Annotated in this window: 14 protein-coding genes; 7 read left to right on the forward strand and 7 right to left on the reverse strand. The window is 68.5% G+C overall.

The genetic code is table 11. The annotated features are described in order from the left end of the window. Positions 1–33 precede the first annotated feature (33 nt). Positions 34–1,389 carry an exopolysaccharide biosynthesis polyprenyl glycosylphosphotransferase gene (locus tag G3T14_RS15270; protein ID WP_163643399.1) on the forward strand — a complete coding sequence of 452 codons (1,356 nt, stop codon included), beginning with the start codon at positions 34–36 and terminating at the stop codon, positions 1,387–1,389. 76 nt (positions 1,390–1,465) lie between these two features. Beyond that, positions 1,466–1,990 (forward strand): flavin reductase family protein, encoded by a 525-nt coding sequence (locus G3T14_RS15275; RefSeq protein ID WP_204262880.1) that lies wholly within the window; start codon positions 1,466–1,468, stop codon positions 1,988–1,990. Positions 1,991–2,200: 210 nt separating this feature from the next. On the opposite strand, the gene G3T14_RS15280 is transcribed toward G3T14_RS15275, so the two are convergent. After that, positions 2,201–3,049 carry a response regulator transcription factor gene (locus G3T14_RS15280; RefSeq protein ID WP_163643401.1) on the reverse strand — a complete coding sequence of 283 codons (849 nt, stop codon included), beginning with the start codon at positions 3,047–3,049 and terminating at the stop codon, positions 2,201–2,203. 542 nt (positions 3,050–3,591) lie between these two features. On the opposite strand from G3T14_RS15280, the gene G3T14_RS15285 reads away from it, so the two are divergent. Together G3T14_RS15285 and G3T14_RS15290 are read left to right on the forward strand one after the other, a co-directional pair. Beyond that, complete coding sequence (locus G3T14_RS15285) at positions 3,592–4,329, forward strand: glycosyltransferase family 25 protein (protein WP_163643402.1); 738 nt, start codon at positions 3,592–3,594, stop codon at positions 4,327–4,329. 25 nt (positions 4,330–4,354) lie between these two features. Continuing rightward, positions 4,355–5,434 carry an acyltransferase gene (locus tag G3T14_RS15290; protein ID WP_163643403.1) on the forward strand — a complete coding sequence of 360 codons (1,080 nt, stop codon included), beginning with the start codon at positions 4,355–4,357 and terminating at the stop codon, positions 5,432–5,434. A gap of 40 nt (positions 5,435–5,474) precedes the next feature. Here the strand turns inward: G3T14_RS15290 and G3T14_RS15295 are convergent, their stop codons facing one another. The 4 genes from G3T14_RS15295 to G3T14_RS15310 all read right to left on the reverse strand — a co-directional run bounded on the left by G3T14_RS15295 (position 5,475) and on the right by G3T14_RS15310 (position 14,300). Next, positions 5,475–5,648 carry a hypothetical protein gene (locus G3T14_RS15295; RefSeq protein WP_163643404.1) on the reverse strand — a complete coding sequence of 58 codons (174 nt, stop codon included), beginning with the start codon at positions 5,646–5,648 and terminating at the stop codon, positions 5,475–5,477. A gap of 614 nt (positions 5,649–6,262) precedes the next feature. Continuing rightward, a complete protein-coding gene (locus G3T14_RS15300) occupies positions 6,263–8,017 on the reverse strand; it encodes a Wzz/FepE/Etk N-terminal domain-containing protein (RefSeq protein WP_163643405.1) in 1,755 nt (584 codons plus the stop codon). A 130-nt stretch (positions 8,018–8,147) separates the two neighbouring features. Further along, positions 8,148–9,485 carry a polysaccharide biosynthesis/export family protein gene (locus tag G3T14_RS15305; protein WP_163643406.1) on the reverse strand — a complete coding sequence of 446 codons (1,338 nt, stop codon included), beginning with the start codon at positions 9,483–9,485 and terminating at the stop codon, positions 8,148–8,150. 180 nt (positions 9,486–9,665) lie between these two features. After that, positions 9,666–14,300, reverse strand: a complete 4,635-nt coding sequence (locus tag G3T14_RS15310; RefSeq protein WP_163643407.1) for a MupA/Atu3671 family FMN-dependent luciferase-like monooxygenase — start codon at positions 14,298–14,300, stop codon at positions 9,666–9,668. 346 nt (positions 14,301–14,646) lie between these two features. On the opposite strand from G3T14_RS15310, the gene G3T14_RS15315 reads away from it, so the two are divergent. Then, on the forward strand, positions 14,647–21,165 hold the full coding sequence (locus G3T14_RS15315; RefSeq protein WP_163643408.1) for a type I polyketide synthase: 6,519 nt from the start codon (positions 14,647–14,649) through the stop codon (positions 21,163–21,165). A gap of 180 nt (positions 21,166–21,345) precedes the next feature. Here G3T14_RS15315 and G3T14_RS15320 read toward each other — a convergent pair whose 3' ends face one another. Continuing rightward, the gene (locus tag G3T14_RS15320; RefSeq protein ID WP_163643409.1) at positions 21,346–22,566 is read right to left on the reverse strand and encodes a glycosyltransferase family 2 protein; all 1,221 of its coding nucleotides are present in this window, start codon (positions 22,564–22,566) and stop codon (positions 21,346–21,348) included. 360 nt (positions 22,567–22,926) lie between these two features. Here G3T14_RS15320 and G3T14_RS15325 point away from each other — a divergent pair, with 360 nt between their 5' ends. Together G3T14_RS15325 and G3T14_RS15330 are read left to right on the forward strand one after the other, a co-directional pair. Further along, positions 22,927–23,730 (forward strand): WecB/TagA/CpsF family glycosyltransferase, encoded by an 804-nt coding sequence (locus G3T14_RS15325; protein ID WP_163643410.1) that lies wholly within the window; start codon positions 22,927–22,929, stop codon positions 23,728–23,730. 74 nt (positions 23,731–23,804) lie between these two features. Beyond that, positions 23,805–25,148: a glycosyltransferase family 4 protein gene (locus tag G3T14_RS15330; protein WP_163643411.1), complete on the forward strand. Its 1,344-nt coding sequence runs from the start codon at positions 23,805–23,807 to the stop codon at positions 25,146–25,148. Between the two features lie 36 nt (positions 25,149–25,184). Here G3T14_RS15330 and G3T14_RS15335 read toward each other — a convergent pair whose 3' ends face one another. Beyond that, positions 25,185–25,982, reverse strand: a complete 798-nt coding sequence (locus G3T14_RS15335; RefSeq protein WP_163643412.1) for a polysaccharide deacetylase family protein — start codon at positions 25,980–25,982, stop codon at positions 25,185–25,187. Between the last annotated feature and the right edge of the window lie 89 nt (positions 25,983–26,071).

A 26,071-nucleotide genomic window follows, 5' to 3' on the forward strand; every position in this document is an offset into this window, starting at 1 on the left:
ACGCGGAACGTCCCGGCGCGCCGGCGGCCTTGGGTGATTTCCTATGAATATCTCGGCACGCTCCTGGTCGTCCTCGACATGCTGGCGCTGTTCGCGGCCGCTCTGGTCAGCCTGACGAGCTCGACCCTGTTCACGGTGGCGGGCGTCGACGAACCCGGCGGATTCGCCGCCATCGCGGCGATCCCGATCGCACTGGCGATCCCGCTGCTGTCTCTCGCCGGCGCCTATCATCCCGACGCGGCGGCCAGGCCGGGCAGCGTCGGCCGCCACCTCGTCCCGATCTGGACCGGGGCGCTGATCTTTCTCTGGATTCTCGTCCATGGGCTCAAGATCGCGCACACGCTCGATTTGAGAGGGCTCGCGCTCTTCGCCGTGGCGGGACCGGGCCTCCTTCTGCTCCAGCGCTATGCCTGTTCCCGCGCGGCGCGGCGCGCGCTCGACATCGGACAAATCCGGTTTCGTCGCGTCTTCACCATCACCGAATCCCAGGACAGCGGCGGCGAGGCGGGCCTCTTCGAGCAGCCGGATGCGGCGAGCGTCTGCTGGCTCAATCCCCTCGATGCGGGGAGCCGCGATCGCCTGATCGCGCGGATCCGCGCCTCGGGGGCGGAGGAAATCCGCCTCGTCTGCCGCGGACGCTCTCTCGGCGAGTGCCGCGAGCTTCTCGACGCCCTGCGCAAGGTGCCGCTTCCCGTGCGTCTGGTCGCCGACCCGATCCAGGCTGAGTTGCTGAAATGCCCGATCACGCGGAGCGGCGGTTCCTTCGCGTTCGAGATCCAGCGGCCCCCGCTCAACGCCGCGGAACGGGCTCTGAAGCGCTGCTTCGATTGCGTGATGGCGGTGATCATCGGGTTTCTACTCTTCCCGTTGCTGGCTTTCGTCGCAATCCTGATCCGGTTCACCTCACCGGGACCGGTCCTGTTCCGGCAGACCCGGAACGGCTTCAACGGGCACCCGTTCGAGATCTACAAATTCCGCACGATGACGGTGCAGGAGGATGGCGCCGCCGTGGTCCAGGCGCGACCGGGTGATTCGCGGATCACGCCGCTCGGGCGCTTCCTGCGGCGCAGCAGCATCGACGAGCTGCCGCAGCTGATCAACGTCCTGAAGGGCGAGATGTCGTTGATCGGCCCCCGGCCCCACGCGATGATCCACGACCGGGATTTCTCGCTCCAGATCGCCGATTACGCCATGCGCCACCACGTCAAACCCGGCATCACCGGGTGGGCGCAGGTGAACGGGTTCCGCGGGGAGACGCGGACGGAAGAGGCGATCGCCCGCCGCGTCGAGTTCGATCTGCGCTACATCGAACGCTGGAGCTTCTGGCTCGACCTCTGGATCATGGTGCAGACCGTCCGCGCCCTGATCGTCGCGAAGAACGCCTACTGATACCGGCTCACTTCGCGCCAAGCATGGCCAACGCCGGCCGGCCGCGCGACGGCACGATTCCGATCACACCGCGCACATGAGGGATGCCGCCATGGTGACACCGGCCGAATTGCGGAAAGCCTGCGCGGCCTTCGGGACCGGGGTGACCGTCGTGACCACCCGCGAGGCCGATCGCGACTACGGCATGACCGTCAATGCCTTCCTGTCGCTCTCCCTCGATCCTCCGTTGATCGGCATCTGCATCGGGCTGCGCGCCCGGATGCTCACGCGGATTCAGGCGACGGGGCGCTTCGCCGTCAGCGTTCTATCGGACGACATGGCCGATCTGGCGTGGCACTTCGCCGGCCGCGGCAGCGGTGCCACCGTGCCGGCCTTCGATGACGTCGCCGGCTTGCCCATCGTTCGCGGAGCGCAGGCCCATTTCGTCACCCGCCTGCACGCGACAATCCCGGTCGGCGATCACCTCCTGTTCGTCGGCGCCGTCGAGACCGCGAGCCGGACTGCCGACAATCGCCCGCTGATGTTCCACAATGCGGCGTTCGGCGCGCTCATCGCACCCGATGCGAAAGAAGGCGCCGCACCACTCCGCGCAGTCGGATAGCGGCGACGGGACGCCGGCTTCCGACACCGGGAGGCTGGGTCCGTCCTCGACATGTGGGATTACAGCGTTGGGCGGACATCCGGCGCGAGAGGCGTCGCGCTTCAGCGATGTCGTGTCGATAGCACCATAACATGATCGGCCGGGTGCCGTTATAGGCACCCCGCCGAGGCCGAAATCATACATAGCGGTCGGATAGATTTCGGATCGATACTAGTCATTGATAAAGTACTTGTTGGTCAAATAGGCGACTTCGGTCCGGTTTTTTGCCTTGAGCTTCTTCATGATGTTGCGGACATGAACCTTGACCGTGCTTTCGCACATGTTGAGTTCATAGGCGATGATCTTGTTCGGAGTTCCCCGCCGGAGCGCGCGTGCGACGCTCAACTGCCGGGGCGAGAAGATATCGTCGTCCCCCTTGGCGACCTGCGGTTCGCTCGGAAGGGTGGTGAGGGCGCTCAGCATGCAGGCCGCGGGCACGTAGACGCCGCCAGCCCGGACCAGACGAATGGCCTGGACCGCAACGTCGAGCGAACTGCTCGTCGGGATGTACCCCTTCACGCCGAGCTGGAGAATCTTGACGACGTAAGCAGCGGTCTCGTTGTCCGACATCACGATGATCGGAAGATCGTAGTTCCAGCTGCGGACCTCGTCCAATTCGCGGCTCAAGGCCGCCACCTCCGCATCGGCAGTCCACCCGCCGGGTGTGCAGAGCAGGAGGAGACCGGCGGACTTTCGCGCGGCCTTGTGCTTCCACTCGTGGAGGCTCGCATACATCTCGAATGCCGAGCCTTCGTCGGCGATGCGGAGCGACGACAGCAAGCATCGCCCGATCAGCGGGCGGCTATCGATGAGAAAAATTGCCCCCCCGGAGCTGGGAAGGACGATGGCGTCCTCGGCGCTCGGCAAGCTCGGCTTTTGGCCGTTCGACGTCCTGCAATCGATCGAGTAATCGAGCGGCGATTGGCTCGGATCGTCGTACTGATGGCGGACATCTACGTTATTCATGGGAGCATACTCTGCTGAATGCGAAGTAAAATCCGTCAACCCGAGTTTATGCATGAGTTTTTATGATTGCACTGGAGCGAAACATGCTCAAATGCAGGCGCCGCCCACGACGTCTTGAAACTTGATTAACAGAAAATTAATCATCTTGTAAACTGCAATTTTTACCGCCTTTGGGGTATCCGCAGTATTCGGTGAAATTCAATTCTCTGTCGATTTTGTTGCTGCGGCGAGAGAGTCGCAACGAACATTTGATGTTTTTGCAAGCTGAGCCGATACCGGCGTTCAACCTTGCGAACAGAGAATAAAAACTTATCGAACATCTATGCAGACGCTCGATCGTCTATGCCAAGCTTCGAAATGGTGATGCGTGAATGTCCTTCGGGCTGTGGCCGAAGCCTCGTCCGGATCGGCTCAAAGCGGTGTCGCCCGCATCCCTCCGACGCCGACCATCGCGGGAAAACTGCCTTGCCGCCGCCGCTGCATGTCGGTTCTGATCTACTCCTTTTTGGTATGACCGAAGACTAGAATTTACCGGTCGGCGCTCCGCGTCGCGCCAATACAGTGATCGCCGTCGCCACGGGGATCGGAGGGCAGCGATGCTGGAGCGTTTCGGAAGCGTCGTCGTCGTCAACCTGCGTGATCGCACCGACCGCCGCCGCGAGACGCAGCGCGAGCTGACCCGCATCGGGCATGCGCACACCGCGACGTTCTTCGACGCGATTCGGCCCTCGATTCCGGCGGGGTTCGGCTCCCCGGGCGAGTATGGATGCTATCTCAGCCACCTCGCGGTATGGCGAGCCGCGGTCGACACGGGCTCGGTCCTCGTTCTCGAGGACGATATCGCCTTCGCACCGGATTTCACGGAACGCTCCGGCCTGATCGACGCGCTGCCGCCCGATTGGGACGTGTTCTATGCCGGCCACATGCAGCTCCCGGAGTTGAAGCGGACCTGGAGCGACACCGGGCTCGTGCGGATCGATTCGTCCGTGGAGTTCATCGGTCTGCATTGCTACGGAATCAGCGCCCGGGCGCTTCCCGCGCTCGTAGCCGCCGCCGAGGAGTTCCTGTCCCGGCCGCACGGGCACCCCGCGGGCGGACGCATGCCGGTCGACGGCGCGCTGAACATCGCGCGGCGGCAACTCGGGCTCACGACCTATGCGGCCATGCCGCCGCTCGCCCACCAGCGCGCCTCCCGCACCGATATCGGGCGGCTTAAATGGTTCGACCGCGCTGCGGCTTTCACCGGCCCGATCGGCACCGCACGCCGCCTGAAGAACGAGCTTCGCCGGACGGGCCGCGCGATACGCCATGCCTTGGATCACGTGCGGGGCTGACGACCACTGACGAGAGGGGGTTCCGTTGTCCGAAGCCGCGTATCCACGCCCCGTTTTCGACGGCGAAGTCCACTCCCTCCAGTTCCTGAGATTCGCGGCCGCCCTGATGGTGGTGGTATTCCATGCCGGCTTTGCGGCACGGCAATACGGTTTCCTCGGTCCCGCCTACGACGGCGTGTTGAACGCCTCCGAGATCGGGAAGAGTGGTGTGCACATCTTCTTCGTCATCAGCGGCTTCATCATGGTCTACGCGACGCGACGGTCGGAGCGCGACTGGCGAGCGGCCGGAACGTTTTTCTACCGCCGCTTTGCCCGGATCTATCCGATCTACTGGATCTATTGCGGGCTCTATGCGGTCTTCCATGCTTCGGTGCTGCGCCCCTACGACCTCGATGCCGGGAAGGTGATGGAGGCGGTCCTCCTGATCCCCGGCTCATCGTCGGCGATCATCGGTCCGGGCTGGACCCTGTCGTACGAAGTCTATTTCTACGTCTGCTTCGCGGCCTGCATTCCACTTGGCGCCCGCGCCTCGCTCAAAGTGCTGACCGTATCGATGCTGGCGGCAATGCTCCTCGGCGGCCTGATCGAAGGCGAAGGACCGGTCTCCCAGGTGCTCACCAGCACGCTGCTGATCGAGTTTCTGGCGGGCGTCTGGATCGCGGTCTTCGTGGCGACCGATCGCCCGTTTCCCGCGCTGCTTCCGCCTGTGGCACTCACGGCCGGGATCGTGGGCCTGGTGGCACCGGCCATCGTCGACGTCGCGCAGATCCCGACGGTGATCCTCTGGGGCGTGCCCAGCGCTCTGCTCGTCCTCGGCTTGGCAGTCCAGGAACGCCAGCAGCGCACCCCAGGGTTCGTGCGGCGGCTATCGTCCCTCGGCAACGCCTCGTACTCCCTGTACCTGCTCCACAATTTGATCCTCGACGGGGTCTTCGTCGCCCTCGTCGCGGCGGGCACCCCGCACCGGTTCGGCTGGGCCTGGACCGTGCTGGCCGTGGCCTGCTGCTGCGCCGTATCGGGCTACGCCTACCGTTGGATCGAGCACCCGCTGCATGGCGCGCTGATCCAATCCCGGCGCCTGCCCACCCGCGTCACGGCCATCTGAGCGGCACGGCTGCGACGCGGCCGTTGCCGCATTCTGCGCGTCAAAGCGCCAAACGCTTCCGCAGGACGCCGCTGTTACTACGCACGACGAACTCCCAGCCCGCGCTCATTCCCTCCAGCTCACCGCCCCGGCGCATTGCCTCGATTTCGACGGCGGCCTGCACCACCGCCTGATCGATGTCGTCCGCCACGACGCCTTCCTCGTCGCGGATCATCTCCAAGCCGTTCTGAAGATCGAAAAAATAGCGCGCTGGCACGTTGGCCTCCAGGCTTTGACGCCATTCCTGATGAGTCCCGATATTTCTGCGTATTCGCCAATCCGCACGCCAGCAAGATCAGTCTCTGGACTTAATCCGAGAGTATGGCGGCGTCGATGACGCGCGATCCGCAGACCCGGGCCGGCAACCTGCGCACATCCAATATCGATTCGGGATTACCAGCCGATCTTAATCCGTATCTTTTGAGGGTCATCTCCAAAAGGACAGCCCCTTATCAAGCTCAACTTCGCAAATTATCAAATAATAAAAAACAGAAAATAATATAAACCCGATCGCCAGCGCCGTTCGACCACCTCATCGCCAGCGTTCCGAATCGATCGGACGGCGCGCAAACCACGCCACGATGGCCAACCCCGATCCATGACGGTGGAGATCGCGTCGCGCGCACCATTGAGCACGGCTCGGGCTTGTAGCTGAGACTCACCACGCCCGGAATCGGCTTGCTTTGAACCAGCCGGAGAAGCGGGCCTGCGGCCCAACGCGCGGCGCAATCCGCACCGTGCCCGGAACGGCCGGCCTTCGCCTACCGGATCGGGTCGGATACGTCGGGGTCAGCCGCGCGCGCCGGCGCGCCCGGTCGCCCGCCACAGGAAGGCTCCCGTCGGCGAGCCGGTTCGGCGCAGGGCCTGGACGTCGACCTTGTTCAGCACCGCCCCGAAAATCTTGTCCCGGACGATGCCGGCCGACAGGACGCCGACGCGCAGGTGTTCCGCCTCGACCTGCCTCCACCCGACGACCAGAAGGATTCCGCCGAGGTAGCGCGCCGCCGCGCGGACTTCGGCGACGGACGAGAGCGGAGCGAGATCGCAAACGACGTAGTCGTAGGAATCCGCCGCCGCCTTCAGAAGGCCCTGCATCGCCTCCGTCCAGATCGGCGGCACCGTCCCGCGCTTGGAGGTGTGGCCGATGGGAAGGAAGTGCATCCCGTCCGCGGGATCGACCTGGACATGGTCCTGCAGCGCATCCGGGCCGGCCGCTAGGCAGGCGATCAGGCCCTCGCGAGGCCGGCGCAGCAGCGTGGACGAGAGCGAACCGTCCACCCTGTTGCCATCGATGAGCAGGACGCGCTCGCCCCGCGCCGCGATGACGTGGGCGAGGTTGGCCGCGATCGTCGAGCTGCCTTCGCCCGCGAAGGTGGCGGTGACGCCGATCAGGCGCGGCGTCTGGCTGCCGAGAACGCCATCGATGACGACCTTCGCATGGTTCAGGGTCTGGCCCACCGTGGAGAGCGGATGGGTGGACGCGTAGGCGGTGATCGGCGGCGTCCGCAGCACCGTGGCGCCGTCGCGCCGGAGAGGCATGCGCCATTGCTTGAACCGCCAGCCCCGAAGCAGGGGAACGACGCCGAGAAACTCGACCCCGGTCGCCTTCACCACCAGTTCCGGGCTCTGGACCGTCAGATCGAGCATCTGCCTGAGGAGCGCAAACGAGATACCGAAGCCGCACCCGGCGAAGGCCGCGATGGCGATGATGAGGAGACCGCGCGGATTGCTCTTCTCCGACGGGGAGGCCGCCTGCGCAATGATGCGGGTCTTGGGCCCGACGTCGCGCAGGCGCTCGCGCATCCAGATGCTGGCCGATTGCGCCGCCTCGATGCGCGCCGCGACCTGATCGTCGACATAGGCGCGGGCCATCTCGTTGGCGACCTGTGCCGCCTGCTCCGGGTCCGCCGCCGTGTAGCGGACCATGACGATGTTGCTCATGCCGACGCGCTCGATACTGGTATCGGATTGCAGGCGCCGCATGGCGTCGCGGCGCGCCTCGCCCTCACCCTGCTCGGCGGCGGCCATGGCTGGCGTGAGATAGCCCGCCACACTTCTGAGGATGTCGGTGAGGGGACCGGATTCCTCGCCCTCCCGCGCCGTCTCGCGGGACAGGAGCGAGGTCACCTGGGCGACGGCCGTGGCGCGCAGGCGCTGGAGAACCCCCTCGGAATCGGGCTGTTCGGCTTCGTTCAGCCGAAGGCGATCGACCACCGAAAGCGCGATCTTCTCCGAGCGCATGATCTGCATCTGCGTCTCGAGGAAGGATGGGTCCGGCAGGGATTCGGCGAACAACGCGTCGTCGCGGCTGAAGGTCAGCTTCAGGTTCGTCAGGAGCAGATGGGTGTGGGCCGTGTAGACCGCCGGGCGCAGGACCACATAGACGGCGGCGAGCCCGGCGCAGACGAGAGTCAGCTTGATGATCGTCCCGAGCCGGCGGCGGATCGCGCTCATCATCCAGCGCCAATCGATCAACTCGGGCTCGGCACCGAGAAGGAGCGGATTGCCCACGAAGCTGGCCGGGGACCCTTTGACATGCAACATCGGCGTTCACCTCCGGTCCCTGCCGTCTTTCGTCCGCCGGCCCCGACGCCCCTTCGCGGTGGGTTCGGGGGACCAGGTTTGGCTTCATGGGGTCCGCGAAGCGGCGGTCCCGGTCGCGGATCGCGCGGCGTCAGCGGTCCCGGTCGCCGGAGATCATCGCCTTGGCCTCGTTGGTGAGGCGCGGCAGCGACGATTTCATCTGGGCGAGATGGGCCGGTGCTTCGTCACGGCGCTGCAGGTGGACCTTGAGGATGTCCCCGGGCTGTACCGGCGTCGTCTCGAACGCCTCGAACTCACGGGTCTCGCTGGCCTCGACCCGCACGATCGCGAAGGCGAACCGGACGGGCGGATCGGATGCGCCGCCACTGCCCTCGCCGCTATAGGCCGCGCTTTCCTGAATGATCCGCTCTGCGCTGGCGAGCTTCCCGTTGGTCTCCTGGATCAGCGTCTGGACCTCCAGCAGGTCGCGGATCACCACGATGGTGCGGTCGTCGTGCACGCTGGCGATGGTCCGTTCCGCCGTGTTGATCTGCTGGCGCGCGCGCAGAACCTGGGTGTCGAGTTCCTTCTGCTCGCGCTCGATCTGGGCGACGGTGCGCTCCAGCGGCAGCACCCGGTTGGTCGGGGCGAGGCCACGGGCGACGTTGTCGCGGACCTCCCCGAGTTCGCGCTGGACGGCGATGCGCTGCTTGTCGGCGGCATCGCGCTGGGCCTTGAGCGACAGGATCTCGTCCTCGTGCAGGGTGATCGCCTGCTGCAGCGCGCGAACCTCGTTCTGCTGGTGCTCGCGCTGGGCGAGGAACAGGGACTTCTCGCCGCCGGAAACGCTCAACCCCTCGGGAAGCGGCCCGGCGATCTGGACGGGGCGCTTGCCCAATTGGTCGATCTCGGCCTTGAGGCGGGTCTCCTTGGCCAGGAGATCCTTCTTCTTGAGGCCGAGCACCTGCAACTCGCCCTCGGTCTTGATCCGCTCCTGGATCGAGGCCCAGTTCATCATGTCCGGCCGCCGGTAGGCGCCGCCTGCGATGCTGACGGCGTTCAGGACCAGCATGCCCGGGCGATACGCGTACTCGCCGGACTTCTCGACGCTGCCGATGATGTAATACGGGCGATACTGGGTGACGGCGACGGCGGCATTGGGCAGTTCCGTCAGCGTCGCCCGCGACTTCAGGCGGATCGAGATCTCCTGGGCCAGTTCCGAAGGCTGGAGCCCGATCACCGGAATGTCGCCGATCAGCGGAAGCGCAATGAGCCCTTCGGCGCCCACGGTGAATTCGCCGGTGAGCGCAGGCCACTCGTAGACATGGATCCGAAGCCGATCCTGCGCCCCGAGCTTGTATTGCATCTCCGCGGCGGAGAGGGGGGCCGGCCCCAGCAGGGACACCGCCAGGAGGGACAGCCTCGCGCAGCGGACAGCCTGTGTCCGACAAATGCCGAGGAGGCCAACCCAGTCCGTCACTGAACTCATCACAACCATCGCGTCGATCCCGTGTGCTGAGGAACCATAGGTCCGGCCAAGGTCGCGGCTCGAATCCGCCATTCGGGGCTTCTTCCGCGAACGGGGCATCGAACGGGGTGGGAGCGCACCCCCAAAATCATCGGCCGCCTACCGCCTGGGAGGTAGCCGCCGTAACCGTCGGTGGGCCGCTCAGCCCGCGCCGCGGACCTCGCGCACCGGATTGCCGCGCGCCCGCATGGCGTTCCGGCGCAGGGCGGCGCGGTCCGAGACGCCCGCGAGGTCCGCATTGGCGCCGCTCGCCGCGGAGAGGTGGCGGGCGAGCGCGCGAACGGTGGGGAAGCGGAACAGGTCGGTGATGCCGAGCTGGGGCGCGATGCCGGCCTTCAGCGTGCGATGCGCCTGGACGGCGAGCAGCGAGTGGCCGCCCAGGTTGAAGAAGTTGTCGCCCGCCCCGACGTGATCGATCCCCAGCACGGTACGAAAAACCGCGGCGATCGCCGACTCGACGCCGCCATCGGGCTCGGCCACTGCGGACGGAGCCGTGGCCGGGACGGTTCCGGGCGGCGGCAGTGCGTTACGGTCGATCTTGGCGTTGGGCGTGAGCGGCATCCGGTCGAGGGTGAGCACGTGGGCCGGCACCATGAAGTCCGGCAGCGTCCGAGCGAGTTCGGCACGCACCTCCTCGGCGGACGGCGCGGTCCCGTCGGCGACCACGTAGGCGACGATGCGCTGGTCGCCCGGATGGTCCTCCCGGATGGTGACGACCGCCTCGCGGATGCGCGGGCAGGCCCGCAGGGCGGCCTCGATCTCGCCGAGCGCGATCCGGTAGCCGCGCACCTTCACCTGATGGTCGATGCGCCCGAGGAAATGCAGGGTGCCGTCCGCATCGAACTGCGCCAGGTCGCCAGTCCGGTAGATCCGCCCGCCCGGTACGAACGGGTTGTCGCGGAATCGCTCCGCCGTCAGTTCTGGACGGTGGAGGTATCCGCGCGCCACCCCGGCGCCGCCGATGTAGAGTTCGCCGGGGCAATGCGGCGGCACCGGCCGCAGGCCGGCATCGAGCACATAGAGTTGCGTATTGGCGATCGGGCGCCCGAGCGGCACGACGCCCGGCCCCGGCACGGCGACCTGCGTCGACGACCAGATCGTCGTCTCGGTGGGGCCGTACATGTTGGTGACCTGCCCGATTCCGGCCTCCAGCAACGCCGCGAGCAGGTGCCCCGGCAGAGCCTCGCCACCGACATAGAGGTGGCGCAGCCCCGCGAGCCCGGCCCGCTCTTCCGGGTTCATCAGCATCATGGTCGCCATCGACGGCGTACATTGGAGATGCGTCACCCCATGCCGGCGGATCTGCGCCCCGAGCCCCTCATCGGCCTCCGCAGCCGGGCAGTTGCAGGACGCCACCACGCTGGCGAGCGGGGGCAGCGCGCCGAGGACCGTCGCGGTCGGCAGGCCGAAATCGATCAGGCAGGCGATCTCGTCGACACCGATGGCCCGCAACTGCGCGACCCGCGCCACGGCGTCGTCGGGGGTGCCGAACAGCCCGCTCTCCTCGAAGTAGCGTTCGAAGGCGAAGTCGAGGATCGCGTCCATCTCCTCCGGGTCGATGGTCCGCAGGTCGATGGCCATCGGCTGGGTGATCCCGGCGGGCCGCTTGAACGCCGGGAAGGCCCAGGCGTATTGCTTGATCAGCCCGGCGGCGCTGCGCAGGTACGCCCGCATCGGTTCCCGCGCCTGGGTGCGCACCGTCTCGCGATCCGTACCCAGCAGGGTGTGGAGCATCAGCGTCACCGCGTGATCCGCCGGGTCGCGCCCGGCCTCCACCAGCGCCTCGCGATAGGCCGCTATCTTGGCCGCCAGCTCTTCGATGGTCTGCCCGAGGAGATGCGTGAGCACGTTCGCCCCGAGGCGGGCGGCCTCCCGGAAGGTCTCGGGGTTGCCGGCGGTGGTGATCCAGACCGGCAGTTCCGCCTGGACCGGACGCGGCTGCGTCGTCACGTCGACGGTGAGGCCACCGGGCGCGGCGAACGGCACGGCCTCGCCGCGCCACAGGCGGCGCACGGTCTCGACGTCGCGCAGCAAGGCGTCCTTGTTGTGCGGCGGCGCGTTCTCGGGCCGCAGGAGAAAATCCTCGGGCATCCACCCCGATGCGAAGGCGATCGCAACGCGGCCACCGCTGAGATTGTCCACCACCGCCCATTCCTCGGCCACGCGGGCGGGATGGTGCAGCGGCAGGACGCAGCTGCCCGCCCGAATTCCGACATTGCGGGTCACGGCCGCCACCGCCGCCCCGGTCACCGCCGGATTCGGATAAGGCGCACCGAAATCGTTGAAGTGGCGCTCCGGCGTCCACACGGCGGTGAAGCCGTGCGTGTCGGCAAAGCGCGAACTCTCGAGCAGCAGATGGTACATCTGCGCATCGGCCCGGTCGGCCTGGCCCCAGTGGAACAGGCTGAACGCCATCGGCCCGGCCGCCGCCACGCCCGCGCCGATAGGCGGCGCCGCGACGACCACCTTGAACCCACGCGACAGCGTCCAGAACAGCTCCAATACCGAGATGTCGAAGGACAGGCTGGTCACCGCGAGCCAGACCGGATTCGGATCTTCGTGCCGCGCCACCCGCTCGTCCATCCCGGCAAAGAAGTTCGCGACGTTGCGATGTTCGATGACGACGCCCTTCGGCCGACCGGTCGAGCCCGAGGTGTAGATGACGTAGGCCGCATGCGCGGCGGTGACCCCCGAGACCACCCGTGTCCGCGGCGCCTCCGGCGTGGCGGCATCCTCGATGCACAGGAGGGTGGCCGGATCGCCGGGGACGGCGCCGGCGAGGGCGCGCTGCGTCAGGACCACCGACAGGCCGCTATCGGCGATCATGAGGGCGAGACGGTCCGTCGGGTAGTTCGGATCGAGGGGAAGGTAGGCTCCGCCCGCCTTCTGGATCGCGAGGGCGCCGACCACGAGGTCGAGCCCGCGGGCGACGTAGAGCCCCACCGGCTGGTCCGGCCCGACGCCGCGCGCGCGCAGGGCATGCGCCACCCGGTTCGCCCGCTCGTCGAGTTCGCGAAAGCTCAAGGTCCGATGGCCGCAGACCAGGGCGGTCGCCTCCGGCGTCCGGTCGGCCTGACGTTCGATCAGGGTGTGGATGCAGGCGGTTTCGTCGTACGCGACCGCAGTGCTGTTCCACGTCACCAGCATCCGCTCCCGCATGGCGGCGGACATCAGCGGCAGGTCCATCAGAAGCCGGTCGGACTCTCCGGGGAACGCAGCCAGGAAGACCGCCATGCGATCGGCGAGGGCTTCGGCCTCGTCTTCGGGCAGTCGCTCGGACGCGTAGACCATCAGGAGGTCCGGTCCGTCCGCCGGGACCACCAGCGTCAGGGGGCAGCCGGCGATCGCGTGAGCGCGCGACGGCGCGGCGGCCTGCACCAGCCCGACGCCGTAGCGCGGCGCGGTGAGGCCGGGCCAGCGCAACGGCAGGTCGCAGAGGTGGCTCCCGACCACGCGAAGTTCGGCGAGCGCGGCGGTGACGGAGCGCTCCAGCGTCCCCACTGTCACATCTGTCCCCACAGTGGAATCCTGGGCCAGAATGCGCAGCGGCAGGGCCGGCGCGAACACGCCCGGATAGTCTCGCGCGCAGGCCCCCACGGTCGCATCCGCATAGGCGACGTCGAAACGGGACTCGGTGGCGACGCGGGCAAGATAAGCCGCGAGCGCCGCGATCCGGCGATCTCCCGACAGCCCGGCAGGCAGGGCGACCGAGCGGGTGCGCAGGGCGCCTTCGACGGCTGCGGCAGGCCGGATCGCCGGCAGGACCAGCGGCGACAGATCGGCGAAACGCGCCCGCGCCCAGGTCTCGTGCCGAACCACAGCCTCCGTCACGGCGGAGAGGCGGTCGATCTCCTCCGGGCCGAGCACCGGCAGGCAATCCCCGGCGCCGACGAGGTCGGAGGGCGATACCGGCATCCCGTCCGCGTCGCGAAGCCCTTCGACCCGCACGGCCCGGTCGAGTGCCGCGATGGTCAAACCGGTGGTATCGACATCCAGCACCGTGCCGGGTTGGGAGACGGTGAGGACTTCGGACACCACCAAGGTGGCGACATTGTAGGTGGAGGCACCGATCCGGATCTTGGGGGTCAGGAGCGGATTGGCGTAGCCGGGCCCGAAATCGAGCGCGCGGGCGAGCCGGTCGAGGCTCGGCGCCGGCTGGTCGAAGCGGAGCAGGCCGGCACCGTCGGGGCGGCGGTTGCGACCGAAGAGGGCCAGGCTGCCGGCATCCTGCGGCCGGCTCTGGAGCCGCCCTTCTGCGATCGCGTCGATCAGTTCGGAGAAGCCCGCGATCCCGGCTTCGAAGCAGCGGGTGTTGAGGGTGAAGGTGGTTTCGTCGGGGGCGAGATCGAAGGTGCGCGCGATGTGGACCGCGCCCGCATCGACGGCGTCGGTCATCGCATGCCAGGTGATCCCGTACGACGTCTCGCCGTTGAGGATCGCCCAGGCCGGCGTATTGAGGCCGGCGTAACGCGGCAGCGGCCCATCGTGGAAATTGGCGGCCCCCTCGGTGGCCCGGCCCCAGACCGCGCGCGGCACGATGCGCAGGTTGGCGATGCTGAAGAACCAATCGTAGGTGCGGTCCGCGAGGCGGCCCGCATAATCGCCGGCGGAGGCCGCCACCGGTAGTCCGAGGCCGGTCGCCCAGGCCGCGACCGCCGGGTTGTCGGTCACCACCATGTCCACGCGGTGCCCGCGGGCCAGCGCGATCTGACCGCACTGCACCAGCAGCGACTGGTCGCCCATGAGCACGCATCGAAACTCGGGAGAAGCCCTCATCGCATCGGTTCCTGATCGAAGCGTGCAGACCGCGTCGGCGGTCCTCGGCCCACGGGACGGCTCCCGGGACGCGCGTCGGTGGAGACGCGGATTCAGGTCTAGGAGCGGCCGAGCTCGCGCTTCCACACACTCAATCGGCCGAGGACTAAGCCTTATGGATACGGCGCCCCTCCGCATTGGCTGAGGCTGCCTGCCTTTTTGGGTCGGATGGCCCGCCAGGATGCTCTCGATACTGTCCGGCATCACCTTGCCGGCGGTTTCGTCCGCCGCTGGGGCGCGGCGCGGTTGACCCCCTCCCGGGACGGCGCCCGCAGGGACATGACCAACCCGGAGCGCGTACGCCCCAATGGCCGAATCCGCCCACGATCTGCCGGAGCCCCATCTGCCGGAGCCGGATGCGTCCGAGACCGACATCGCCATCATCGGCATGGCGCTGCGTGTGCCCGGCGCGTCCAACCCGCGCGACTTCTGGGACAACCTGAGACGCGGCGTCGCCTCGTTCCGCACGCTTTCCACGGAGGAACTCGATGCGGCGGGTGAATCGCCGGCGCGCTACGGTTTGCCGAACTACGTCCCGTCCTGCGCCGAACTGCCCGACATGGAGATGTTCGACGCCGAATTCTTCGGAATGAGCCCGAAGGACGCGGCGATCATGGACCCGCAGCACCGCCATTTCCTCGAATGCGCCTGGGAGGCCATGGAGAGCGCCGCCCGGCCGCCCGAGCGCGAGCCCGGCCCCATCGGGGTGTTCGCGGGCTGCGGAATGGGCAGCTACTTCTACAACAACGTCTGCAGCCACCGCGATCTCGTGGAGCAGACCGGGCTGTTCCTGCTGCGGCACACCGGCAACGACAAGGACTTCCTGACCACGCGCGCCTCGTTCCTGTTCGACCTGAAGGGTCCGAGCGTGAACGTGCAGACCGCATGCTCGACCTCCCTCGTCGCCGTCCACGCCGCCTGTCAGAGCCTGCTCGCCCGCGAATGCGACATGGCTCTGGCCGGCGGCGTCACCATCGAGCTGCCGCACCGGCGCGGCTACCTGTACCAGGAGGGCGAAATTCTGGCGCCCGACGGGGTCTGCCGCGCCTTCGACCACCGGGCCGCCGGCACGGTGTTCGGCAGCGGCGTCGGCGTAGTGGTCCTGCGCCGGCTCTCGGACGCCGTGCGCGACGGCGACCCGATCCAGGGCGTGATCAAGGCCACGGCCATCAACAACGACGGGGCCGCCAAGGCCGGATATCTCGCCCCGAGCATCGATGGCCAGGCGCGGGCGATCGTGGAGGCGCAGGGGCTGGCCGACATCCCGGCCGACTCGATCGGCTACGTCGAATGCCACGGCACCGGCACCTATCTCGGCGATCCCATCGAGATCGCCGCCCTGACGCAGGCCTTCCGGCAGAGCACCGGGGCCACCGGCTTCTGCCGGGTCGGGTCGGTCAAGACCAATATCGGGCATCTCGATACCGCCGCCGGCGTGGTCGGGCTGATCAAGACGGCGCTCGCCCTGCAGCATGCGGAGATTCCCGCGAGCCTCGGCTTCGAGAAGCCGAACCCGTCGATCGATTTCGCCGGGAGCCCCTTCGTCGTCGCCGACCGGCTCACCCCGTGGCCGCGCCGCGCGGGTCCGCGCCGCGCGGCGGTGAATGCGCTGGGCGTCGGCGGCACCAACGCGCATGCCATCCTGGAAGAGGTGCCCGCCCAAGGGGCACGCTCACGCTCGGCGGCGAGTGCCGGACCGGAACTGATCCTGCTGTCGGCCAAGAGCCGCACGGCCCTCGACGCGGCCGCCCGCTCGCTCGCGGGCGAACTCGCGCGCAACCCCGACCTGCCCCTGTCCGATGTCGCCTACACGCTCTATTCCGGCCGGCGGCATTTCGAGCACCGCCGGGTGCTGGCGGTGGCGGATCGGGCCGAAGCCTGCGTGCTCCTCGATGCGTCGGAGAACCGGAGCGTCCACACCCATGCGGTGGTGCCGGACGCCTCGGGTGCGGTCTTCCTGTTCCCCGGTGGCGGCGCGCAGCATCCCGGGATGGCGCGCGCGCTCTATGACGGAGAGCCGGGTTTCCGGGCCTCCGTCGACGAGGGCCTGGGCTATCTGGCCGGTCCGGTGGCGGCGGAGATCAAGGCGCATTGGCTCGGGGCCGAGTCGCACGGGCCGGAGGCCGCGGCGTGGCTGTTGCGCCCCTCGCGCCAGCTGCCCGCCATCCTCATCGTCGAGGTGGCCCTGGCGCGGCTGTGGCAGAGCCGCGGCCTCGCGCCGAAGGCCCTCATCGGGCATTCCATGGGCGAGAACGCCGCCGCCTGCGTCGCCGGAATCATGACGTTCCGCGAGGCGGTCGGCCTGGTGCGCCTACGCGGCGAATTGTTCGACACGGTGACGGGCGGCGGCATGCTCAGCGTCGCGCTCGACGCCGATGCTCTCCGCGCCCGGCTTCCGCACGACCTCGACCTCGCCTCGATCAACGCGCCGGGACTCTGCGTCGTCTCCGGCCCTGCCGCGGCGATCGCGGCGTTCCGCGCAAGCCTCGCCGCCGACGGCATCGATGCGGTGCCGGTCGCCATCGACATCGCGGCTCATTCCCGGATGCTCGATCCGATCCTGCCGGCCTTCGAGGCCTATCTCAGGACCGTGCGGCTGCGGCCTCCGGCGATCCCCATCGTGTCGAATCTCACGGGGGAGTGGCTCAGCGACGCGCAGGCCTGCGATCCGCTCTACTGGGTCCGTCACCTGCGCTCGCCGGTCCGCTTCGCCGACGGACTCGCTCGGCTGACCGCCGATCGTACGCGAATCTACGTGGAGGCCGGGCCGGGCCGGGCCCTGTCGTCCCTCGCCAGGGCGCAGGGGTCGATCGCCGCGAACGCGATCCTCAACACCCTCCCCCATGCCGACGAGGCGATCGACGCCGCAGTGTCGTTCCTCACCGCCTTCGGCCGCGCCTGGGCCACCGGCCTGCCGGTGGATCCGGGCAGCCTGTGGACGGGGCGGCACTGCCGGCGCGTGGTGCTGCCGACCTACGCCTTCCAGCACAAGCGCTACTTCCTCGATGCGGTCGCCCGGACCGTCACCGACCCGTCGGAGGCCGTCCCGGCCAAGCACGCCGACATCGCGGCCTGGGGATACCAGCCGGTCTGGCGCCAATCCGTCGCGCCCATCGAGGCGGAGACCGAGAGCGTGCGGCGGACCTGGCTGGTCTTCCTCGACGAGACCGGCATCGGGTACGGCCTCGTCGCCCGGCTGCGAACGGCCGGGCACCGGGTCACCGAGGTGGTGCCAGGCGACCAGTTCGGTCGGCGGGGTCCGGACACCTACACCCTCTGCGCGGAGGAAGGCCGGACCGGCTACGAGGCCCTGGTGCGCTCCCTCACGGCGGAGGGCCGGCTGCCGGACCGCGTCCTGCATCTCTGGCTGCTGACGCGGGAAGAGCGCTTCCGCCCCGGATCGAGCGCCTTCCACCAGACCCTGGAGCGTGGCTTCCACTGCCTCCTGTGGCTGATGCAGGCGCTCGGCGATGCCACCCCGCTACACGCCACGATCGTGACGAACGGGATGCAGCGCATTGCCGACCGGGCGCCGACGGCGCCGGGCAAGGCCACGATCCTCGGCCCCGCCCAGGTGATCCCGAAGGAGATGGCGGGCGTCACCATCCGCACCATCGACATCGCCTTGCCCGAGCCGTCGCAGGTGTCGCGGCTCGGCCAGGTGCGGCGCCATCTCAGCGTGGTGCCGACCGGCCCGGTCGCACCGGGCGGCGACCTCGATCGGCTGTGGGACGATCTCCTCGCCGATCCGGGCAACGAGGTGGTCGCCTATCATCGCGCGCGGCGCTGGTCGCAGGGATTTGCGCCGCTGTCCCTCGCGGCAGCCGAGGCGGGCGGCGCCCGCTTCAGGGACCGCGGCGTCTACCTCGTCACCGGCGGCTTCGGCGATCTCGCCGGACTGGTCTGCGAAGACCTCGCGCGACGCTTCCGGGCTCGCCTCATCCTCGTCGGCCGCACGCTGCTGCCGGAGCGCCGGGTCTGGGACGATCACCTGCGGGTCCACGGGACGTCCGAGCGGATCGGCCACGCGATCGACCTCATCCGGCGCCTCGAAGGCCTCGGCGCCGAAGTCTTCCAGGGCTACGCCGACGTCAGCAACCCGGAGGAGATCGGTGGAATCATCCGCGCGGCGCGCGCCGCGTTCGGGCCGATCAACGGCGTGATCCACGCCGCGGGCCTCGTCCGCGACAGCCTGATCGCGATGAAGTCCGAGGCGGACATCGAGGCGGTCTTCGCTCCGAAGATCCAGGGCACCCTCAACCTGCACACGCTGCTGCGCGACGATCCCCTCGATCTGTTCGTGCTGTTCTCCTCGACCAGCACCGACACCGCCCCGGCCGGACAGGTCGACTACGTGGCGGCCAACGCCTACCTGAATGCCTTCGCGGAGACGCAAAGCGGCCGTACCGGCTGCCTGACCATCGCGATCCACTGGGGCATCTGGAATCAGATCGGGCTCGCGGCGCGCGCCGTGGCGCATCCGCGCGCCGTGCCGCAGCGGCCGGCGCCGCGCGGGCCGCTCTTCGCGGCCTGGGTCGACGACGGTGCGGGCGGCCATTGCCTGGAAGGCCACTGGAATGCCGCGAGCCAGTGGATTCTCGACGAGCACCGCATGCGCTCGGGCGAGGCGATCTGGCCCGGCACCGGCTACCTCGAGATCGCCGCGCAGGCCCTTCGGGCGCACGGCCTGGAGGGCGGCTTCGAGATCGAGGATCTCGTCTTCCTACGGCCCCTGCACGTGCCGGATGGCGAGACCTGCCGGGTGCAGGTCCGCCTCGAACCGGGACCCGGTGGCTTCCGCCTCGACATCCGCAGCCTCGTGGCAACGGGCGGCAAGACCGGGTTCCGGCGTCACGCCCAGGGTCTGATTCGCCTGCTCGGCCCGGCGGCCCTGCCGTCCTCCCCTCTTGCCGTGCCGGACGCGGCGACGCCGATCCCCCCTGCCCGGCCCTCGGTTCAGGAGGCGCATCTCCGGTTCGGCCCACGCTGGCGCGTCCTGCGCGCCATGACAATCGCCGACGGAGAGGCCACGGCGACCCTCGCCCTCGATCCCGCCTTCCACCCGGATCTCGACGCCGGCTACCAGCTTCACCCGGCCCTCGTCGACATCGCGACGGGCTGTGCCATGGAGCTCGTGCCCGGCTACGCGCCGGGGGCGGCGCTCTGGGTGCCGGTCTCCTACGGACGCGTCCGGGTCCACCGCCCGCTACCGGCGGCCGTGCTGAGCCGGGTCAGGCTGAGCCCGACCGACGAGGGCGAGGGTTTTGCGAGCTTCGACATCACCATCACGGACCCGGCCGGCATCGCAGTGCTGGAGGTCGAGCACTTCACGGTGAAGCGTCTCGATGACCGCGCCGGCCTGGGGGGCGCCGCAGGCCTTGGAGGCATCGCAGAAGCGGGGATCGAGATGGCGGCTCCCCACGCCGAGGCGGCCCCGGCGGCCTCCGCGGCGGCGGTCCAGAATCTCGCCGCCATCGTCCGCCAGGGCATCCTGCCGGCCGAGGGCGTCGACGCCCTGTTCCGGGCGATCGGAACCGGTCGGTCCCAGGTCATCGTCAGTTCGATGGATCTGGACGCCCTGCGCGTGCGCGCCGCCGCACCGGCACCACGGCCGGCCGGCAGGACCGACCTGTTCGAGCGGGCCGAGACCGAGACCGACTTCGTCGCGCCGCGAACCGAGATCGAACGCGCCCTCGCGGGTTTCTGGACGGACCTCCTCGGGATCGCGCGGGTCAGTGTCGACGACAATTTCTTCGATGTCGGCGGCCACTCGCTGATCGCGGTGCGCCTCTTCCGCAAGATCCGGGAGCGGTTCTCCACGGATCTGCCGATCTCGGTCCTGTTCGAGGCGCCGACGATCGCCGCTTTCGCCGCATTGCTCGGCGACGACGGGACGGACGGCCTTGGACAGGAGGGCGCCGCGGCGGAGCCTGGCGTCATGGCCCCACCCACACCCCGGCGCCTGCACCTCGTCCCGATGCAGGTCCGGACCGATGCCGGCCGGACGCCGTTCTTCCTGTGTGCGGGCATGTTCGGCAACGTGCTCAACCTGCGCCACCTCGCCCTGCATCTCGGGACCGAGCGGCCGGTCTACGGCCTCCAGGCGCGGGGACTCTATGGCGAGCACGCGCCGCATGAGACCTTCGAGGAGATGGGACAGGATTACTGCGCCGAGATTCGCAGCGTTCAGCCGCGGGGGCCCTATCTCCTCGGCGGCTTCTCGGGCGGTGGCCTCGCCGCCTACGCGATGGCGCAGCGGCTTCAGGCCGAGGGCGAGGACGTCCCGGTTCTCGTTCTCCTCGACACACCGGTGCCCCAGCGCATGACGCTGTCCGTCTCCGACCGCCTCGCGATGAAGATGCAGGATCTGCAGGCGCAGCGCAGCGCGTTCCTGGGCAATTGGGTGAAGCGGCGCGCCACCTGGGAGGCGAACCGGCTGCGCGACCGGATGGGGCCGCAAGCCGCGCCCACCGGCGAGGAATTCCACAATGATGCGATCGAGGCGGCGTTCCGCCGTGCGCTCGACCACCTCGCGATGCGCCCCTATTCCGGTCGCATCGTCCTCTTCCGGCCGGAGGTGCAGGTGGCGCACCGTCTCTCGGGCGGCCGCCGACTCGACGCGAACCGGTCGCTCATCCTGGAGGATAACGGCTGGTCGCCCTACGCGCCGAACCTCGATATCGTCGGCGTGTCGGGTGACCATGACAGCATGGTGCTCGAGCCGAACGTCCGGGTGCTCGCGGCAAGGCTTCAACGCCAGCTCTCGGAGGCGGAGGCAGCACCGCTCGCTCCCACCCGCCACCCATCCCTGGTGGCCTTCGCCTGAGGCAGACTGACGGCGATCGCCGCGAGATCGGCCGGGATCGGCCGAACGGTCAGGCTGTGCCCGGAAAGGAAGAGCGCTCGCGGCGGCGGCATGACCTCCCCGGTGTCCCGCTCCTGCGCGAACCCCGCCCTGACCGGGGTCACGCCGATGAAGCCGATCAGGAGCCGGCGACGGGAACGGTCACTGCGTCTCACCGCGATCGGTCCGGATCCAGCTCAGGGGCGCACGGGACATCAGGCGCGGGTAGAGCGCGACGTTGTCGCCTAGGTAGGACGCGAAGGCCGAGACCTGGCTCGGCGCGTGCCCCCCTTTCTTGGCCATCCACCAGGCCGCCGCGATGGCGCCTGACAGACTCGCGCTGCTCGCCATCGCAATCAGGACCGGGAGGATCGAGGCCCCCGCCAGCGCCGCCACGGCACCGACCAGCCCCAGGGCCGCGTTCGCCATGAGAAGCAGGGTCAGGGGTGGCACCAGCATGTCGAGCACTTGCATCATAAGGGGCAGATCGCCCCGGCGCAGGCCGATCGTGAACGGTCCCAGCGCACTGCGGATCTGGTGCAGATGCCCTCTCTGCCAGCGTTCGCGCTGACTGTCGGCACCTTGGCGCGATGTCGGAAACTCCGTCGTGACCACGGCGGCGTCGCACAGGACCGGCGGGTGGCCGGCAAGGGCACAATCGAGCCCGAGTTTCAGGTCTTCGACGATCTCGCCGCTGGCGAGCTGGGCCGCAGCGATGATCGGCCAGGGGAAGGCCATGCCGCTGCCGGTCAACTGACACGGAAGCCCGAGTGCGGTGAGGCCGCGCGGCCGGATCTCGTTCTTCAGGACATGGGCGAACTCGGCGACCTTGAGCGCGTGGCGGGCACCGTGGGGGGCAAGACAGAGGAACCGGGCCTGGGCCGGACGCTGGCGGGCGAGCGCGGTGACGGCCAGCGCGTCGAGGGCGCGATCGCCGAGTTGGCAATCCGCGTCGACGAACACCACCAGCGCCGGCGGTGCCGCGCGCAGGTACGAGACCGCCGCGTCCATGGCGTAGCCCTTGCCGCGTGCCATCGGATTGACGCGGACGATCACCTCGGCACCCGCCCGCTCTGCGATCTCCGCCGTCCGGTCCGTGCAATTGTCCGCCACGACGATGAGGCGATCGCCCGGCTGCAATTGCGACAGCACGCTCCGCAGGGTCGCGCCGAGCTGGCGCTCCTCGTCGTGAGCCGGCACGACGACGGCGAGCTGTGGCCGAACCGCCGAAGCGCCGATCCGCCCCTGGGGCTTGCGAGGCGGTTGTCCCCGCACCCAGAGCGCGGCGGCGGCCTCGAGGCAGAACATCGCAACCGGAACCGCCAGGACGAAGGCGACGACGCAGAGAAGCGCGGACAGCGGCAAGAGGAGGAGTGACGACATCGGGTCAACGAGCCTTTGTGCGCTTCGTCGAGCGGAGCCGTCGTACGCCGACGTCGCTCCCGCGCAGGCTTCCGCCGAACAGGCGGGCAAACAATGCGGAACGCCGTCTCCAAAGGTTTGCGGGCTTACCGATATTGCCTGAGGGGCGTGGGACATCGACCTCGATGCCGGCGCGCCGAGCAAACTTTCGTAGGTCCCTCTATCCGGACTGAGTAGTCGAACCTCGAATATTTTTTAAAATGGGGCGGCTCCACTCCAGATCGGACAATTCGACGATCGACCACATGATCGATAGCGACAGCGGCGATCAAGATTAGAAATCGATCGGCATATTGGGAGCTGTATTTCAGGAGCCGCACGATGTCGGTCGGATTGATCAGTGCCGTCACTGTCCGTGAGCATTTCCTCAACGCACCCTTCGACAGCGTCGGACGGTCGACCGCCCTCGCGTTGCTGGCCCAGCGAACGGGCCCGACGCAATTCCGCTACATCGTCACGCCCAATGTCGACCATGTCGTCCGCCTCAGCGAGGACCCGTCGCTGGTCCCCTGCTACGAAGGCGCCTGGCTCTCGCTGTGCGACAGCAAACCCATCGTCGCCTTGTCGCGCCTCCTGCGGGGCGGCGAGCTCCTGCATCTGCCCGGATCGACCCTCACGGAGATTCTGTTCCGCGACCTGATCAGACCGGGCGACCGCATCGCGCTGGTCGTCGGCGACGCGGAGATCGCCGCGACCATGCAGGCTACCTTCCCCGGCATCGACTTCCAGGCCTTCGTGGCGCCTCCGAACGTGGATCGCGATCCGTCGGCCCTGTCGGCCTGTGCCGCCTTCGTCGCCGGAAGCACGGCCCGCTTCACCTTCATCGCGATCGGCTCTCCGCGCTCCGAGCGGATCGCCTTCCAGGCCTCGCTCGATCCCGAAGCCAAGGGCATCGGCCTCTGCGTCGGCGCCTCCCTCGAATTTCTGCTCGGCCGCAAGCGCCGTGCGCCGATCTGGATGCAGCGCGCCGGCCTCGAATGGCTGCATCGCCTCGGCTCCGAGCCTCGGCGGCTGTGGCGCCGCTACCTCCTGCGGATCCTCCCGCTCGGGCGGCTCGTCCTGATCGAATTCGCCACCCTCGGGGCGTTGCGTCGGGCGGGGCCGGGGCGCCCGATCAAGTCCTGAGCGGGCCCGGAATCGGCCGGGGCCGTGACCGTTTTCCACGTCATCGCGGATCGTGTTTCGAAGGATATGCGTCGATGAAGCTTGCGTATCTGATGAATACATACCCGATGACCAGCGCGACCTTCATCCGTCGGGAAATCGAGGCGATCGAGGCGCTGGGTCAACCGATTCAGCGCTACGCCGTCCGGGTGTGGGACCAGGATCTGGTGGATCCGCGCGACCGCGCCGAGCGGGAGGTGACGCACTATCTGCTGACCGGCAACCTCCGGGGGCTCCTGCGCGCCTGCATCCGCGAACTCGCCGGCAATCCATTCGGGGTCGCCCGCTGTCTCGGACCCTGGTTCGGACTGAGCTGGAACGCCCGCAACGGGCTGGTCCGGCCCATAGCCTACCTGATGCAGGCGGCCTACCTCCGCCAACGCGCGGACGCCGATGGCATCACCCACATCCACGTGCACTTCGCCACCAACGCCGCGGCGGTCGCCCTGTTGGCGCATCTGATGGGGGGGCCGACCTACAGTTTCACCGCCCATGGCCCGGACGAGTTCTCGGCGCCCGAGCGGCTGAGCTTCCGGGCCAAGATCGCGCATGCGCGCTTCTGCGTTGCAATCTCGCGTTATTGCCAAACCCGGCTCGTCGGCCTCGCGCGCCCGGAGGATCACGACAAAATCCGCATCGCGCGATGCGGCATCGCCCTCGAGGAGTTCGAGGCTAAGCCCCGACCCAACCTAGGGAATCAGCTCCTGGTCTGCGTCGGACGCCTATGCGCCGCCAAGGGTCAGGCTCTGATCCCGGCCGCCGTCGCCGCCCTGCGCGGCCGTTTTCCGGATATCAAGGTAATCCTCGTGGGCGACGGCGAGAGTCGCGCCGAGATCGAGGCCGCCTGTCGGGCGCACGCGGTCAGCGACCGGGTCGTCCTACAGGGTTGGGCCTCGAACGCCGAGGTCCGCGCCCTGGTGGCATCGAGCCGCGCGCTGCTGCTCCCGAGCTTCGCCGAGGGGCTTCCCATCGTGATCATGGAGGCCTTCGCGCTGGGCCGCCCGGTGATATCGACACGCATCGCCGGAATCCCAGAACTCCTCGACGACACCTGTGGTTGGCTGATCCCGCCTGGAGATGGCCAAGCGCTGGAGCGGGCGATGGAGGCGGCCCTCGTCGCCTCTCCCGAGCAACTCGACGCCAAGGGTGCGGTGGGCCGGGCCAAGGTGGAAGACCTGCACGACCGGCGCATGCTGGCGCGAACCCTGCTGCAGCTTTTCGGCGCGGCGGTCGCGGCATCCCACGCGTTGGAGGCCGCCTCCGGCGCCCTCGGAACGGGACGCGCTGCCCGGCCTGCACTGGGCTTCGGGCTCATGGGCCTGATGCGGAAAAGCCGCGCCCTGCTCGCCGACAGCATCGTGCGAAAAACAGCGCGATGACGCACTGCGGAGTGGCCGGTGCAGCCACGCCAGGCGTCAGGCCGAAGCCGATTCGTCTCCACCCGTCGCCAGGGTCGACCGGCGAAGGCCTTCGGCGATCGTGACGCACGCGATCCCACGACGCGCGGCCGCGGCCAGCACTGCGGTCAGAAGTCCCGGCGTACATCCATAAGGGCTAGGATCGTCCGATACGTCGTGCCCGAAGAAGATCAACCAGCCGCGCCGCGCCAATGCCCGTTGCATCAGTCGCTCGAGGGTCGCCGGGTCGAGCCGGGCGTCCACCAGGGGGTTGGCGTGCAGCATATGCGGGTCTGTGAAGCCCGCGTTGAGACCGGGCACCACGCTGCGGCTCGACGCGAAGGTCCGGCCCGCGATGCGCTTGGCCGCCAGAGAGGTGTAGCCGAACGGATAGGCGAAACTGGAGCGGGGAGCCCCCGGCACGATGGCCTCCAGCCTGCTTCGGTTTTCCTCGATGTCGGCTCGGATGCTATGTGCGGACAGGCTGGTCAGGATCGGGTGGGAATGGGTGTGACAGCCGATCTCGTGCCCATCTGCGAAAAGCGCCGCGATCCGTGCGCGGTCGGCGTTCCGCCAGTACCGCGTGCGCAGGCCCATCAGTCCGGTGGCGACGAAGTAGGTCGCCTTGACGCCGAAGCCATCGAGGATGTCCGCCCCGATGGTGCAGGCACTGTCGGGCACGTCGTCGAAGGAGAGGCTGACGAAGGGCTCCGACGGCCTGATGCGGGTGGCGGCCAGGGGAACATGGCGGCCGAGGCGATGCGCGATGCGCTCCCGCAGGGTGACGCTTTTCGAGGCATCGTCATCGACGTGCATGGGCGTCCCCGTCCCGGCATGGGTTTCCTGCCATGGGCAAGCGACCGGCACGGCCACCGGGAGGATTACGATACCCTCGGGGTCGCCGC

Source organism: Methylobacterium sp. BTF04 (assembly GCF_010692745.1).
Lineage (GTDB): Bacteria > Pseudomonadota > Alphaproteobacteria > Rhizobiales > Beijerinckiaceae > Methylobacterium.

Coding starts and splice junctions, on each gene's coding strand:
- G3T14_RS15275 (WP_204262880.1), top strand. CDS start 1,466: ATGAGGGATGCCGCCATGGTGACACCGGCCGAATTGCGGAAAGCCTGC.
- G3T14_RS15280 (WP_163643401.1), bottom strand. CDS start 3,049: ATGCATAAACTCGGGTTGACGGATTTTACTTCGCATTCAGCAGAGTAT.
- G3T14_RS15285 (WP_163643402.1), top strand. CDS start 3,592: ATGCTGGAGCGTTTCGGAAGCGTCGTCGTCGTCAACCTGCGTGATCGC.
- G3T14_RS15295 (WP_163643404.1), bottom strand. CDS start 5,648: ATGATCCGCGACGAGGAAGGCGTCGTGGCGGACGACATCGATCAGGCG.
- G3T14_RS15300 (WP_163643405.1), bottom strand. CDS start 8,017: ATGTTGCATGTCAAAGGGTCCCCGGCCAGCTTCGTGGGCAATCCGCTC.
- G3T14_RS15305 (WP_163643406.1), bottom strand. CDS start 9,485: ATGAGTTCAGTGACGGACTGGGTTGGCCTCCTCGGCATTTGTCGGACA.
- G3T14_RS15310 (WP_163643407.1), bottom strand. CDS start 14,300: ATGAGGGCTTCTCCCGAGTTTCGATGCGTGCTCATGGGCGACCAGTCG.
- G3T14_RS15315 (WP_163643408.1), top strand. CDS start 14,647: ATGGCCGAATCCGCCCACGATCTGCCGGAGCCCCATCTGCCGGAGCCG.
- G3T14_RS15320 (WP_163643409.1), bottom strand. CDS start 22,566: ATGTCGTCACTCCTCCTCTTGCCGCTGTCCGCGCTTCTCTGCGTCGTC.
- G3T14_RS15325 (WP_163643410.1), top strand. CDS start 22,927: ATGTCGGTCGGATTGATCAGTGCCGTCACTGTCCGTGAGCATTTCCTC.
- G3T14_RS15330 (WP_163643411.1), top strand. CDS start 23,805: ATGAAGCTTGCGTATCTGATGAATACATACCCGATGACCAGCGCGACC.
- G3T14_RS15335 (WP_163643412.1), bottom strand. CDS start 25,982: ATGCACGTCGATGACGATGCCTCGAAAAGCGTCACCCTGCGGGAGCGC.